Below are 15,927 nucleotides of genomic sequence, written 5' to 3'. Positions count from 1 at the left end.
TAAAATTTAATTTTACCTTTAGGCAAACAACCTACGCCATGCGCCGATTGAAAAAGATACTAAAAATAACAATCCCAATCTTAGGATTGTTATTCTTGGGACTTTGTATTTTTCTTTACTCCTTAACTCCTGTTTATGAAGGGGAGAACGATTTAAAAAATTTATCAGAAAAAGTAAATGTCTATTATGACAATTACGGTATTCCTCATATTTATGGAGCTACAGAAAAAGATGCAATACGCACACTAGGGTATGTGCATGCGCAAGATAGGTTGTGGCAAATGGAATTACTTAGACGTATTGGAGCAGGAGAATTATCAGAAATTTTTGGTGAAGACTTAGTAGAAACAGATAAATTGTTTTTAGCGTTAGGAATAGATGATTACTCTAAAAAAACTGTAGCTAATTTAGATCCAAATAGTGACTATGTAAAGCTTGCAGAGGCTTATTTAGATGGTGTTAATCAATTTATGGAAGAAGGTCCAACTCCGGTAGAATTTTATCTTACAGGAGTAGATAAGCGCCCTTTTACACTTAAAGATATACACAATACCATTGGGTATATGGCTTTTAGTTTTGCTATGGCACACAAAACAGACCCGTTACTTAGCAATATTAAAAACAAGCTTGGCGCTGCTTATTTGCAGGATTTATCTATAGAATCGGAACCAACATCAACCTATATTAAAAATTATGATCCTTTAAAAGATACACTGCAGCTAAATTTAGCTAGTAAACTAGCTTCTGCATTAGAAAAGCTGCCGGTACCACAATTTGAGGGGAGTAACAGCTGGGTTTTGTCACCAAATAAAACAAAGAATGGAGCTGTAATACTGGCAAACGATCCGCACATTGGGTTTTCACAACCTACCGTTTGGTATGAGGCGCATTTGAGTACGCCAACCTATAAAAAATACGGGTACCATTTAGCAGGAGTTCCTTTTCCTTTATTAGCACACAACAGACAGTTGGCTTATGGTTTAACAATGTTTGAGAATGATGATGTAGATTTTTATTACGAGGAAACTAATCCGCAAGATACTACAGAATACAAAACAGAAAACGGCTGGAAAAAATACACTTACAAGGAAAAAGTTATAAAAGTAAAGGGAGAAGACGATGTAAAATTTACACTTAAATCTACAAGGCACGGAGCTGTATTAAACGGTTTAGCTGCAAGTGTAGCAGGAGAAAGTCCAGTGACAATTTCTTGGATATACACACAGGTAGATAATAAATTACTAAGTGCCTTATACGGAATGTCTCATTCTGAGTCTATGAGTACTTTTAAGCGACATTTAAGAGATCTACACGCACCTGGCCTTAATATTATGTATGGTGATGCAGATGGTAATGTAGCTTGGTGGGCAACTGCTAAGCTTTATACAATGCCAGATAGTACCAATACAAAGTTAATTTTAAATGGAGCAAGTGGAGAGCAAGAGCGAGGAGATTTTTTAGATTTTTCTGAAAATCCACACGCAGAAAATCCACCTTGGGAGTTTGTGTACTCTGCCAATAACCAGCCAGATACTATTAATGGAAGATTTTTTCCAGGATATTACTTACCAGAGAACAGAGCAAAACGTATAGAGCAGCTTTTAAAACCTAAAAATGACTGGGATAAAGAGTCGGTTTCTAAAATGATTACAGATATTACTTCTGCTGTAGATCCAATGGTTGCTAAAAATATGTCTAAAAATATAGATATTAGTAATTTAACAGATGATGATATTAAGTTGCTAGATAAGCTAACCAATTGGGACGGCAGTGCCACCACAAATAGCATAGAATCTAGTATTTACCAACGTTGGGTATTTTTTATGCTTAAAAATACATTTAAAGATGAGTTGGGTGATGAGCTTTTTAAACAATTACTAACTACACATTTTCATAAGCGACTAATTGCACCCTTGGTAAGCAACAAAGCTTCTATTTGGTGGGATAATGTAAGCACAACTAAAGTAGAAACTGCAGATGACGTTTTTCAGGCTTCTTTTGTAGATGCTCTAACCTCATTAAAAACACAATTTGGGACAAATACAGATGTATGGACTTGGGGAAAAATACACACACTAGAACACGAGCATCCTATTGGCAAAGTAGCATCTTTAAGAAAATATTTTAATGTTGGTCCTTTTCCTGTAAATGGTACAAAAGAGGTTATAAATAATATGGGTTTTACGTATAGTGGAGATAGTGTGTACAAAGTAACTTCAGGGCCATCTACACGTAGAATTATAGATTTTTCTGATATAGAAAACAGTATAAGTATACTACCAACAGGGCAATCTGGTAGTCCATTTAGCTCGCATTACAATGACCAAGCTAAAATGTACTTAAAAGGTGAGTTTCGCAAAATGATGATGAATAAAGAGGAGATTATAGCAACAAAAAAATCTTTATTAGTTTTTAAGCCAGAAGATAAGTAGAGCAGGATCTTATATGTGTATTCATATTAAAATATACAAGTGTTAACTTTTAGATTATTTTTCTTACTTTTAAGAAAAATAAAATTGAATGCTTACAAAGGTTTTTGGTAGTGCTGTTTTTGGAGTAGAAGCTACAACAATTACAGTAGAAGTTAATATTAACAAAGGTATTGGCTACCATTTAGTAGGTTTGCCAGACAATGCAATAAAAGAAAGTAACTACAGAATTGCTGCTGCTTTGCAGAATAACGGTTACAAAATTCCAGGTAAAAAAATAACCATAAATATGGCTCCGGCCGATTTACGTAAAGAGGGTTCTGCGTACGACTTAACACTTGCTTTAGGAATTTTAAGTGCATCTGGACAAATAAAATCAGACAACATAGAAAAGTATTTAATAATGGGAGAAATTTCTTTAGACGGAAGTTTACAACCCATTACCGGTGCTTTGCCAATAGCTATTAAAGCTAAAGAAGAAGGTTTTGAAGGATTTATATTGCCTAAACAGAATGTAAAAGAAGCTGCAATAGTATCTGGTTTAAAGGTGTTTGGAGTAGAAAATATTACAGAAGTAATAGAGTTTTTTGATAAAGATGTGCCTCTAGAACAAACTATTGTAGATACGCGAGAAGAATTTTATAAAAGTTTAGAGTTTCCAGAGTTCGATTTTTCTGATGTTAAAGGGCAAGAAAGCATTAAACGAAGTATGGAAATTGCTGCAGCAGGCGGACATAACATTATTTTAATAGGTCCTCCAGGAGCAGGAAAAACAATGTTAGCCAAGCGTTTACCATCTATTTTGCCTCCAATGACACTACACGAGGCTTTAGAAACCACTAAAATACATAGTGTAGTAGGTAAAATTAAAAACACAGGATTAATGAATCAGCGTCCGTTTAGAAATCCGCACCACACCATTAGCTCTGCTGCTTTAGTAGGTGGCGGAAGTTACCCGCAGCCAGGAGAAATATCTTTATCTCATAACGGAGTTTTATTTTTAGATGAGCTGCCAGAGTTTGAGCGTAAAGTGCTAGAGGTTATGCGTCAACCAATTGAAGATAGAGAGGTAACTATTGCTAGAGCACGTTTTACGGTAACCTATCCAAGTAGTTTTATGTTGGTTGCAAGTATGAATCCTAGTCCGGGTGGTTATTTTAACGACCCAGATGCTCCAGTAACATCTTCACCAGCAGAAATGCAACGGTATTTAAGTAAAATATCTGGCCCCTTATTAGACCGTATAGATATACATATTGAAGTTACTCCTGTTCCTTTTGAAAAACTATCAGAAGAACGAAAAGGAGAAAGTAGTGTGCTAATTCGTAAACGTGTAACCGCTGCTAGAGAAGTGCAAACCAAACGTTTTGAAGCCTTAGAAAACATACATTATAATGCACAGATGAATACCAAGCAAATACGTGAGTATTGCGCTTTAGATACAACTTCTAAAGAATTATTAAAAACAGCTATGGAGCGTTTAAACTTATCTGCTAGAGCGTATGACAGAATTTTAAAAGTAGCAAGAACAATTGCAGACTTGGCTAATTCTGATGCTATTTTAGGAGATCACATTTCAGAGGCTATACAATACCGTAGTTTAGACAGAGAAGGGTGGTTGGGGTAAGCTTCATCAATCTTAAAAAACAGAACAATTTATTTAATATTTGTCACATTTTAGGTATAATAAACTTATAAGTTTTTTATCTTTCAACTAAAATAACCAACCTACAGAATGATAAAAAAATGGTTTAAAAACATTGGTCCAGGTCCGCTAGTTGCTGCAGCTTTTATTGGTCCAGGAACCATAACAGTATGCACGTTAGCTGGTGTAAATTTTGGATTTGCTTTGTTGTGGGCTATGGCACTTTCTATAGTTGCTACAATTGTTTTACAAGAGATGTCTGCTAGAGTAGGTATTGTATCTCAAAAAGGACTCAGTAATATTATACGTACAGAAATTAAAAATCCAATTTTAAAATGGTTTACTATTCTGCTTATACTTTCTGCAATTGTTATTGGTAATGCTGTTTATGAGGCTGGTAATATTAGTGGTGGTATATTGGGGTTAGAGGCACTTTTAGGAGAATCTTATGTAAGTTTTGGTAGTTTTTCTTTTAATTACTTAAGTATGTTAATGGGGGTAATTGCTTTTGTTTTGCTGTTTATTGGTAATTATAAGGTTTTAGAGAAAGCACTAATTTCTTTAGTAATAGCAATGAGTTTGGCTTTTTTAATTACTGCAATTATTACCAAACCGGATTTAATAGCAATTTTAAGCGGTATTTTTAAGCCCAGTTTACCTAAAGACGGATTATTAACCGTTATTGCTTTAATAGGAACAACTGTTGTACCTTATAATTTATTTTTACACGCTTCATTAGTTAGTGAAAAATGGAAATCTGTTACAGATTTGCAATATGCTCGTAAAGATACTATTGTTGCCGTAGTTTTAGGAGGTGTGGTATCTATGTGTGTTATAATATCTGCTGCTGCAATACAGGGTAGTGACATTAACTCTGCTGCCGATTTAGCCAAAGGACTAGAACCTTTGTTTGGTAGTTTTGCAAAGTACTTTTTAGCTATAGGTTTGTTTGCTGCTGGTATTACTAGTGCAATTACAGCTCCATTAGCTGCTGCCTATGTTACTTGTGGTTGTCTGGGGTGGTCTACAAATTTAAAATCTTCAAAATTTAGAACTGTTTGGATGCTTATTTTGTTTTTAGGTGTTTTGTTTTCTTCATTAGGAATTAAACCTATTGACATTATAAAATTTGCTCAAATAGCAAACGGAATTTTACTGCCAATTATAGCTGCTTTTTTATTGTGGATAATGAATAAGAAATCGGTTTTAGGTGTATATAAAAACAATATTTATCAAAATATATTAGGCTTTATAATTCTTGCTATTAGTATTTTACTATCTGTAGCAACTTTAAATAAAGTGTTTTCTTTAAATTTATTTTAATGGCAGTAAAAACAATAGATATTAATGTAGATGTTGGTGAGGGTGTAGGTAATGAGTCGCAATTAATGCCTTTTATTTCCTCATGTAATATTGCTTGTGGTGGTCACGCTGGTACTATGGATTTAATGAAACATATTGTACGCTTGGCAAAAATAAATCACGTAAAAATAGGTGCACATCCTTCTTTTCCAGATAAAGAAAATTTTGGAAGAGTGGCAATGGAAATTAGTAATGATAAGCTGTTAAACTCCATACAAAAACAATTACTAAACTTACTAACTGTAATTGTAGAGGAGAAAACAGTGTTACACCATATTAAGCCACATGGCGCTTTGTATAATTTGGCAGCTATAGACGAAAACATTGCAAGAGTGGTTGTAAAAGCTGTAAAAAGCATTGATTTACCTGTAAAATTATATGTTCCTTACAATTCAGTAATTGAAAAAATAGCAATAAAGGAAAATTTAAAAATTAAGTACGAGGCATTTGCAGATCGTAATTATAATGATGATTTAACACTGGTTTCTAGGTCTCAAAAAAATGCAGTTATAGTAGATTTTGATAATTTATTTAGTCACGTTTACGGTATGTATACCAATAAAACTGTAATAACAGCTCAAGGTTCTATAAAGAAAATAATGGCTGACACATTTTGTCTGCACGGAGATAATCCTAATGCTGTAGAAATTATGAAGCAGTTAAAATATAAATTGAAGAGTTTAAATATTGATGTTGCTTAAGATATTATGACTAACGTAAACTATAAAATATTTGGAGACACTTCTATTTTGGTAGAATGGGAGCAAGTTATAGCAAAAGATATTTTGAATGATGTATTGGCGTTTAAATTTAAAATTGAAGCAGCTTATACATCCAGAATTCAAGTTACAACAGCATACAATTCTCTTTTAATAGTTTTTGATGATTTTAAAGTTGATTTGTCTGATGAAATTGAAAATTTAAAACAAATATACCTTCAGAAAAGAAAAAAAACAGATTGTAATAGTACACTTTGGAAAATTCCGGTTTGTTATGAAGATGAATTTGGAATAGACCTTAAAGAAGTTGCTAAAGAGAAGAATACATCAGTAACCAAAATAATAGAATTACACACAAAAACGGTGTATACAGTATATTTTATTGGGTTTTTACCAGGTTTTTTATATCTAGGCGGATTGCCAAAAGAGTTAACAATGCCAAGAAAAGCAACGCCTAGGTTAAGAGTAGAAAAAGGTGCTGTGGCAATAGGAGGTAACCAAACTGGTATTTACCCAGTAGAAAGCCCTGGAGGTTGGAATATTATTGGCAACTCACCACTTTCTTTTTTTGATGCAAACAAAGATGTTCCTTGTTTTGCTAAAGCAGGAGATGCTATTCAGTTTTATTCGGTTACAAAAAAGGAATATGATGATATTAAAACTTTAGTTAATGCTAATGTTTTTCAAATAGAAAGTGATATTTACAATGGTTAGGGTATTACATACAGGTTTTTATACGTCGGTACAAGATTTAGGTAGATTTGGCTACCAGAAATACGGAGTACCTTACGCTGGTGTTATGGATAAAAGAGCTGCTATGTTGGCTAATTCTTTGTTAGGAAATACTACAAATGCAGCTGTTTTAGAGTTTACAATGACAGGACCAAAGCTTCAGTTTTTGTGTTGTACTAGAATATGTATTACTGGAGGAGATTTTCAGTCAAAATTAAATAACATACCAGTAAATAATAATAGTGTAATTGTTGTAAAAAAGGATGATATTCTCTCTTTTGGAGTAAAAAAGAGTGGTTTTAGAGGTTATATTGCTGTTTTAGGTGGATTTTTAACTGAAGTTGTGATGAAAAGTAGAAGTATGTTTAAAAACGTTACTCAACATCAAACCATACAAAAAAATCTCCTTTTGTCTATTAATAGTGTTGAAACTCTAGAAAAACAATCAAACGCTAGTTTAGCTGTAAATAATGTTTATTTAGATGAGAAAATTATTAAAGTTTATAAGGGTTCTGAGTTTTGTAAGTTAAATGCTCATCAACAAAAAAAACTATTAAACACTGTGTTTACGGTATCTAAAAATAATAGTAGAATGGCATATCAACTATCAGAATTGGTAGAGAATAGATTAGAACCCATAATAACCTCTGTGGTTTTGCCAGGAACAGTACAGTTAACTCCGTCTGGCCAACTTATAATTTTAATGAAAGACTGCCAAACAACAGGTGGTTACCCAAGAGTGTTACAACTTACAAGTGCTGCTATAAACGTGCTAGCTCAGAAATTTACAGGAGACGAAATTGCTTTTAAGGTGATTTAGAGTTATATGTTAAGAATCAAGTGGCAAGAAAATAGAAAAGATAAAAAACAAACAATAGTAAAGAGTAGGAGAAGTTAAAAGGCTATCAAAAATGACAGCCTTTAACTAATATATTTATTTTAGAATTACTTTTTTTGTAAAGCCTTTAGTTTCATTTTTTGGCTTAAACTGAACAAAATATATTCCTTTTTTTAAACCAGAAAGAGATACCTCTTTTGTTGAATTTTTACCTAGAAATAAGCTCTTAACAATTTCTCCGTTAAAATCAAAAATTGTTATATCGCAGTTGTTTAAACTGGATCTAATTTTAATAATATCTGTAGTAGGATTGGGAAAAATAGAGAAGCCGTTATCTTTTTCTAAACTATTATCTTTAGATGTAGTTTTTGATGTAGCACTTAATGTATTGGTGTTATTCCAAGTTGCTTTGTACCAACCGCTTCCCCAACCAGAACACCAAAATGTGTTTTCGTCCTTATTATCGGGTTTAATATCTGTAATAGAGTGTGCGTGTGCTAAATTTTTGTTGGCTTTACTCCATGAGTTTCCTCCGTTTTTAGATATATAAATGCCTGGGTTTTTGTGTTGTGGAGATCTTGGGACTGTAACAGCAATAATTTCAGGGTTAATTGGAGAAGTCTCGGTTTGCCAAACATAGTTTAAATCAAATATTTTTTTCCAAGTTTGTGCATTGTCTTTACTTCTCCAAACACCTCCTGAATTATTATTTGTAGACCCTTTTACTCCGCATGAGATGTAAATATCTTTTGTAGTTTTATCTATATGTACATTATTTACAGATTTTATGGAAGATGGTAATGTATTTATTTTAGTCCATGTTTGGGCTTTATTGTTAGTTCTGTACAGCCCACCATTTACACCTTTGTATAAATTTGAAGCAGCATAAATTATGTTACTATTTGTAGGGTGCATCTCTAATCTTCTTATACTAGATTTAGCTGGTAAACCATTATTTTTTAAAGACCAACTTTTTCCTCCATCTGTGCTTTTGTATACACCATACTTGCTAAAATTAGTCACTGGAGTACCTTCATTAATTTCAGAAGGACTGTATCTCATAAGTGTAAAATATATAGTTTTTGCAGACACAGGATCTATCATTAAAGAAGAACTGTAAAAGTGCTGAGACGATAGGTTTGTGTCAGGATAGTCAATGGGAGTACTTATATTTTCCCAAGTTTTTCCGCCATCTTTAGATCTTCTAAATTTATCTCTGTGTTTTTGTCTAAATTGTAGTGTGTATATTATATTGGGATTGTTAGGGTGTACTGCTAAAGTTGCTATAGAATGTGCTCCGTTTGTATTATTTTGACCTTCTAATTGGGTTGTAGCAACTTTATTAGAGTTTGCAAACCTACCTAAGCCTGTAGATTTCCATAATCCGTGTTCTCCACTTAGAAAAAGTTTTCTGTTGGGAATTCCGGTTTCAAGATAAATATATCTACCAGGGAGATTACTACCTCCTTTACCTATCCATGATTTACTGCCGTAAAAAGTTTCATCATCATCAATCTGTTTCCACTTATTTTCACCATTAGTAAGTTTAAGTACTTGTTGGTCTAAGCTAGTAAATACGTTCCCTTCTACATCAATAGACATAAACCTACATCCCCAAATTTCTTCTCTTTCATCCATATTTTTTTGTATGTGAGCAAATTTGGTATTACTACCAGATACTTTTACAGCTCTGCTATTCCAGTAATTTTGGTCTGTATTATTTTTCCAATATTTTCCTGTTCTAGCAATAGGAAACCAAGTTTGTCCGCCATTGTTTGTTTTCCAGATGTCTCCAGGACCAAAAGAAAAGTCATGTTTTACATTGTGAGAAACGTAGATCTGGTTTGAGTTTTTTGGGTTAACAACTATTCTATTATAGTTTTGCAATATATTTTTAGGTAAATTATTACTTACATCAGAAATATTAATTCCTAACCATTTAGCAATAGACCTTTTATAGTAATATTTTGTAGGATTACTAGTTATTTTAGTTAAGTTTATACCTAAATCTCCTGTTATTGAAGTCCAACTTTTACCACCGTCTGTGCTTTTGTAAATACCACCTTTAGAAGAAAATGTATTTTCAGTTTTGTAAAAACTAGTTTGATCTACTAAAAATAAAGTGAATTTATTTGTTTCCTTATTATAATGAGATGTCATATCTCTAGGAAGGTTATTAGGTAAGCCATTATTTTTTGCCAAAGTCCAACTTTCTCCCTTGTTAGAGCTTAAATAAAGGCCTGTATTTGCAGCCATTATTACGTTATTGGTGTTAGTTGGATCAACAATAATTTTAGCTACAGCAAGTTTTGCAGGGAGTCCGTTTGTAATTTTTTTCCATGTAGAGCCTTTATTAGTACTTTTATAAATATGACCTAAAATAGCTTTGGGTCTAAAAGTACCTCCAGTTTTATCATTAGCGGTTCTATGAAACCTTTTAGAATCCCAAAAAGTTCCTGCTCCTATATACCAAATATTGTCATTTTTTGGGTCTACAGCTATTTCATTATGTGCTCCACCTAAATTAAAATTTGTTTTTTTCCAACTTCTTCCTTTGTTTGTTGTCTTATATAGTCCAGCGAGTTCATCAGTTGCAAAGCCTAAATTTGGATTTTGTCTAGAAAATTCAACATCATAAGTTCTTCCCATATCAAATCCTTCTCCATCATAATCTTTAATAGTTTGCCATGATTTTCCACCATCAAAGGAACCGTAGCCATTAAACATATCTGGAGCCATTAAAATAGTGTTTTTATCCGTAGGGTGATTCCAGAAAAATTCGCAATATCCAGACATTCCTGGACCAAATTGAACCCAATTTACAGAATTAGTAGAAATTACTTTTTCTGTTCGTAGTTTATTAAAATAAGCGGTATTTTGTGCATAAGATATATTTATACACAAAAAAGTAAACGCATATAATAGTTTAATAAATAAGAGTTTTTTCATCATAGTAAGTAGTTATTTATAAGTGGTTAATAGTATTATTGACCTTTATTCTAAAAAATATTATAGGATATAAGTCTTGATGTACTATATATAATACAAGTTATAAATGTATGAATAAATCTACATAAAAGTAAGTTTATTATTACAAATAAATATTTATGATATATATTTATTATGAGAAGATATTACTATGTTTAGTATTATAATTGTGTTGAAATTTTAAGAGCTAGTCTTTACTATATAGTGGTTGTTCTTAGTAAGAAATGAAAATATATTGTTTTTAACTTAAATATATAAAGTATTCATAATTTTTTCTGTTAAACGCTGTTTTTCTTACAATAAGTAGTATTTTCCGACTAATTAGAAATTAGTTTGCTAAATATGTTAAGAAATACATTTCTTATAATAATAACATTATTAACTTTTTACAGTGCGTTTGCACAAAAAGATTCCATAAATATTTACAAAGTATTGTATGAGAGAACTTTATCTATTGAAGAAGGTAGAAAACCTTTTATAGGTGTTTATGAGCTAAATAAATTTGTAGAGCTAAATAAGTCTATTTACACAAAAAAAAGCAAATCAAAAATTACAGAAGTTGTAATTACAGATGAAGATGACGATTCTAGATTTACTTTTACGCCAACTGGTAAAAATATTAGTACGTTATTTAAGGACTATAACAATGGCACCTTTTATTCTAAACATGAAGTTGCTTACAAGTATTTTGTTGTTAAGGATAGTCTAAATATTTTTAATTGGAGCATACAAAATAATTCAAAAGAAATTTTAGGTTTTAAATGCCAATTAGCAACAATGGACTTTAGAGGTAGAAAATATGAGGCTTGGTTTACATCAGATCTACCTGTAGGTGGCCCTTATAAATATGATGGCTTACCAGGTATGATTTTAGAACTGAAATCTATAGATAACTTTATATCTTTTAAACCTATAAAAATTAAAAATACTAAGCTAAAATTAGCTACTTTAGAAAATCCTTTTGATACAAAAGATGCACTAACTTGGCAGGATTATAAAGACTTGTACAAGAAAAAAGCAATAGAACTTTTAAGTTATAGACCTAATGAAAATACTGGAGGTGTAGTATCTTCTAGAGGTGGTATTGAATTATATATAGATGAAGACGACAAAGAGTATAATGATGCATTAGATAAATACCATAAGAAATTTTCTAAAAATTAATAGCACATATAACTTTTGAAAAATTTCCTTTGTTCTAAAATTTTACTAGTACTATTCCTTTTATTGAGTAGTATAGCATTAAGCTATTCACAAGTAATGAAAGGTACAGTTACTACTAGTGATAATACACCTATAAACGCACAAATACTACTAAAAGAACCTAGCGCTAGTGTAATTAAAGAGTTTGTACTTGTTACTAAAGGAGCGTTTACTTATAAACTTAAAAAAAATTACTCTACTAATAGTTTGTTTTTAACTGTTAAAGCCACAGGGTATACAGCTTATACAGAAGAGATAAAAGGATTAAAACCATTAGATACATTAACTTTTAAGTTTGTATTGTTTAAAGAAAAGATTGAATATTTAGATGAAGTTGTAGTTGAAAAAAAGAAAGCATTTACAATAAAAGAAGATACTGTTACCTACAATGTAGATTCTTATGCAGATGGTACAGAAAGAAAAGTAGAAGATTTACTAAAGAAACTTCCGGGTATAGAGGTTGATAATGGTACGGGTAATATTAGTTACAGGGGTAAATCTATAGAAACTGTTACAATTGAAGGAGATAATTTGTTTGATTACAATTATACTATAGGTACTAAAAATATAAATATTGACTTAATTGAAGAAATTGAAGCTATAGAAAATTACTCTGAAAACAAACTTTTAAAAGGGATTGAAAATAGCCAAAAAGTTGCTTTAAATTTAAAACTAAAGAAGAATAAAAGTGATATTTCTGGTAGTGTAGATATTGGGTTGGGTGGTTTTACCAAGTCTAAAAAAAGCCCGCTAGATGTATCAACAAATTTATTGGCTATAAATAAAATACATAAATCTTTTGCTGTAGGTACTTACAATTCTATTGGTGAGAATTCGTCTCCTTTTAATTATTCTGGTAATCAAATTACACAAGAGCAGTTAAAGGATGAAAATTACCATACTCAAAATATAATTCCAGAATATAATATTAATCAGGTTACTAATAACAATTTATCAAATCAAAATAGTCAGTTGTTTACTAATTTTAATAGTATTTATAAATTAAATGACAAATTAAAGGCCAAAGTAAATTTATATTATTTGTCAGATAAAATAAACAGTAATCAGTTCTCAGAAAGTTCTATAATTACTGGTGATGAGCAGTTTGCAATTTTTGATGATAATTATATAAACAAAAAACCTTTGCATTACAGAGGAGATTTAGAATTAAAGTACAACACATCTAAAACTTCTTTGTTAGAGTATAACGTTAGTTTTAGGGATGAAACGATAGATACGGAATATAGAACTATATCTAACCAAGAGAATGATTTTAATTCACTACTTAATACCCAAAATAAATTGTTTAAACAGAACTTGGAGTATACCAACAAGGTGTCAGGTAACAAGGCTTTACAGATTAACTTGATAAACTCTTTTAATAAATTAGATCAAAATTTTACCATTAATCCTTCTGTTTTTAATACAGAAAATTTTAATACTGATATACAAAGTAATTCTTCTAAAAAATACTACACGGATTTTAAAACAGTTTTGTTAGGTAAAAGCAAAAACAACAATAAATATAGTGTTTTAGTAGGGTTTAATTTAGATAAAGAAACTTTTTATTCTAATTTAATTAGCAAAAGTAACACTCAACAGTTAGCAATTGATGGTAGTTTAAATGATATCAATTTTATTAAAAATAGCATATACACTCAAGGGTCGTATAATTGGAAAATAGGAAAATTTTCTATTTCACCAAAACTCTCTTTTCAACAACTTTATCAGGAGTTAAAAGGCGCTACAAACCCATTAGATGATATTTTTATTTTTGAGCCTTCATTATCAGTGATGTATAAGTTTAATTTAAATTCGTATTTAAATTTGAATACAGGTTTTAATCAAAACACACAGGAAATTCAGAATGTATTTGAGAACCAAGTTTTAATTAGTAATCGTATGGTAAAAAATAATATACCTGATATTACAACACGAAAAAATCAAAAATATAGTCTTATGTACTCTAAAAATGATCTTTTTAATCAGTTAACATTATCTTTTGGAGTGGATTACTTAAAGCAAAAAGGTAATTATTTTTCAAATACAGATATAAATGAAAACGCTATAAAAACAACAAGTTTTTTTCTAAATGAATACACAGATAATACTAGTTTTTTCTTTAATTTTTCGAAACTAATACCATCAATAAAAACTAATTTTAAAATTTCATCAAACTATTCAATTTACAATTATAAAAACATCATTAATAATTCAGGATTAAGAGACAATAAAACTCTTTATTTGTTTAATAGTCTTTTCTTAAAAACCGCTTTTAATTCATCAATTAATTTTGAGAATACAACGAAGCTTACTTACCAAGAAACGGTAAGTCAGAGTTCATTTGTAAATAAGTCTTTAGAAAATAATTTTAAAGTACTGTTTAGACCATCAAGGTCTTTATTTAGTACTGTTTCATATAACTATTTTATTCCAAATTTTAGAGACAAGGGCACAAACAATTCATTCTTAAATTTTGAAGTAATGTATGCACCAGAAAATAAAAATTGGCAATTGGGATTAAAAGGGGTTAATTTATTAAATAACACTTCATTTATAGAGAGAAATGTAAATGAATTTTCTATAAATTCTCAAAAAACGAATTTATTGGGTAGGTATCATTTACTTAGTTTTATGTATTCATTTTAATTCTTAATAAAAGCATTTATTAGTAGTTGATAAAACTATCTAAAACCCTTCAAAAACACCAAGTCCAAATAAAGCAAAATCGTACTTAGATGGGTCTTTTGGGTCTAATTTTCGTAAGCTTTTATCTAATTCTGCTAATGCTTTAGCATCATTTTGTTTGCGCTTTAATAAGCCTAATTTACGAGCAACGTTGCCGGAGTGTACATCTAAAGGGCAAGAGAGTAGTGCAGGGTCTATGGTTTTCCAAATACCAAAATCTACTTTGCTACTAGCATCACGTACCATCCAACGTAAAAACATATTAATACGTTTAGCGGCAGAACCTTTTAAGGGATCAGATATGTGTTTTGTTGTACGTTTTGGGTGTTCAATCTCAAAAAAGGTAGCTTTAAATTTAGAGATTGCGGTTTGCAAGTCATTACCTTGGGTGTGTTTAGCAAAAAGAGCCTCTAAACCACCGTGATTTATATAAATGTTACGTAAACTCTGTACAAAAAAAGTAAAATCGGTTTCATTAAATGTACGGTGCACAAAACCTTTAAAGTTACCCAAATCATCATCAGAATGGTTTAAAACAAAATCGTGAGGAGAATTGTGCATTAGAGTCATCATTTTATCTGCATTTTTAATAATACTCTTACGGTTTCCCCAAGCTATAGTTGCCGTTAAAAAACCAGCAATTTCTATATCTTCTTTTTTTGTAAAACGATGCGGAATTTGTAACGGATCTGAGTCTATAAAATCTGGATTGTTGTATTGTACAACCTTAACATCTAAAAACTCTTTTAACTCGGCTTTTTTCATTATTCTATAGGAAGTTCTAAAAGTTTAATAAGTGCTAAAGGTAAAAACAGGATAAAGTTATGACAAGCGTGTAGTGCAATAGACCAAATTAGTCCAAACTTAACTCTAATAAAACCAGCAAAAGCACCTAAAACCAATTGTGGAGCTACCAAAAATGGAGATAACGCTAATGCCATTGGTGTAATTTCAAAATTACTAATGTGTACGGCACCAAATAATAAAATAGATACATATAAAGCTATTTTAAACCTTTTGGTTTCTTTAAAAAAAGCAAGTGGACCTCTAAAAAGTAATTCTTCAAACAAAGGAGCAACTATAACAATTAATAAAAATAGCATAGGAGTAGTATAGTCGTCCATAGCAGAGCTTAAAGCGTGCTCGTTAGGTCCTAAAATACCTGTAGTTTCCCAAATAGAGTTAAAAACAACTATGCCAATACCTATTAATAATCCCCAAAAAAGTATTTTTATAAAAGATATAAATCTGTATCCAAAATCTGTGTTTTCATCAGGAGTATTGGTTGGATTTTTTAAAAACTGATAAACTATTTTTAGCATA

Annotated in this window: 11 protein-coding genes; 8 read left to right on the top strand and 3 right to left on the bottom strand. The window is 30.9% G+C overall.

Going from position 1 to position 15,927, the window contains the following annotated elements:
• The first annotated feature begins 38 nt into the window (after window positions 1-38).
• The 6 genes from Q4487_RS03145 (at window position 39) to Q4487_RS03120 (ending at window position 7,707) form a co-directional block, all read left to right on the top strand.
• Window positions 39-2,432, top strand: coding sequence for a penicillin acylase family protein (locus Q4487_RS03145; RefSeq protein ID WP_303541847.1), 2,394 nt, complete (start codon window positions 39-41; stop codon window positions 2,430-2,432).
• An 88-nt stretch (window positions 2,433-2,520) separates the two neighbouring features.
• A complete protein-coding gene (locus Q4487_RS03140) occupies window positions 2,521-4,056 on the top strand; it encodes a YifB family Mg chelatase-like AAA ATPase (RefSeq protein WP_303541849.1) in 1,536 nt (511 codons plus the stop codon).
• Between the two features lie 108 nt (window positions 4,057-4,164).
• A complete protein-coding gene (locus Q4487_RS03135) occupies window positions 4,165-5,397 on the top strand; it encodes an Nramp family divalent metal transporter (protein ID WP_303541851.1) in 1,233 nt (410 codons plus the stop codon).
• On the top strand, window positions 5,397-6,137 hold the full coding sequence (pxpA, locus tag Q4487_RS03130; RefSeq protein WP_303541853.1) for a 5-oxoprolinase subunit PxpA: 741 nt from the start codon (window positions 5,397-5,399) through the stop codon (window positions 6,135-6,137). Before Q4487_RS03135 ends, pxpA begins: the two co-directional genes overlap by 1 nt.
• Before the next feature lie 6 nt (window positions 6,138-6,143).
• Complete coding sequence (gene pxpB, locus Q4487_RS03125) at window positions 6,144-6,869, top strand: 5-oxoprolinase subunit PxpB (RefSeq protein ID WP_303541855.1); 726 nt, start codon at window positions 6,144-6,146, stop codon at window positions 6,867-6,869.
• Entirely contained in the window at window positions 6,862-7,707 is an 846-nt protein-coding gene (locus Q4487_RS03120; protein WP_303541857.1) for a biotin-dependent carboxyltransferase family protein, read from the top strand. The genes pxpB and Q4487_RS03120 overlap by 8 nt, the downstream gene beginning before the upstream one ends.
• Before the next feature lie 114 nt (window positions 7,708-7,821).
• On the opposite strand, the gene Q4487_RS03115 is transcribed toward Q4487_RS03120, so the two are convergent.
• Window positions 7,822-10,677: a T9SS type A sorting domain-containing protein gene (locus Q4487_RS03115; protein WP_303541859.1), complete on the bottom strand. Its 2,856-nt coding sequence runs from the start codon at window positions 10,675-10,677 to the stop codon at window positions 7,822-7,824.
• Between the two features lie 378 nt (window positions 10,678-11,055).
• On the opposite strand from Q4487_RS03115, the gene Q4487_RS03110 reads away from it, so the two are divergent.
• Window positions 11,056-11,877: a GLPGLI family protein gene (locus Q4487_RS03110; protein ID WP_303541861.1), complete on the top strand. Its 822-nt coding sequence runs from the start codon at window positions 11,056-11,058 to the stop codon at window positions 11,875-11,877.
• A gap of 96 nt (window positions 11,878-11,973) precedes the next feature.
• Complete coding sequence (locus tag Q4487_RS03105) at window positions 11,974-14,565, top strand: hypothetical protein (protein WP_303541863.1); 2,592 nt, start codon at window positions 11,974-11,976, stop codon at window positions 14,563-14,565.
• A gap of 39 nt (window positions 14,566-14,604) precedes the next feature.
• Here Q4487_RS03105 and Q4487_RS03100 read toward each other — a convergent pair whose 3' ends face one another.
• Window positions 14,605-15,369: a TIGR02757 family protein gene (locus tag Q4487_RS03100; protein ID WP_303541865.1), complete on the bottom strand. Its 765-nt coding sequence runs from the start codon at window positions 15,367-15,369 to the stop codon at window positions 14,605-14,607.
• Complete coding sequence (locus tag Q4487_RS03095) at window positions 15,369-15,926, bottom strand: CPBP family intramembrane glutamic endopeptidase (protein WP_100895865.1); 558 nt, start codon at window positions 15,924-15,926, stop codon at window positions 15,369-15,371. The genes Q4487_RS03100 and Q4487_RS03095 overlap by 1 nt, the downstream gene beginning before the upstream one ends.
• Between the last annotated feature and the right edge of the window lies 1 nt (window position 15,927).

The organism is Cellulophaga sp. 3_MG-2023 (assembly GCF_030546975.1).
GTDB lineage: Bacteria > Bacteroidota > Bacteroidia > Flavobacteriales > Flavobacteriaceae > Cellulophaga.
This window is presented reverse-complemented; position numbering and strand designations above follow the sequence as displayed.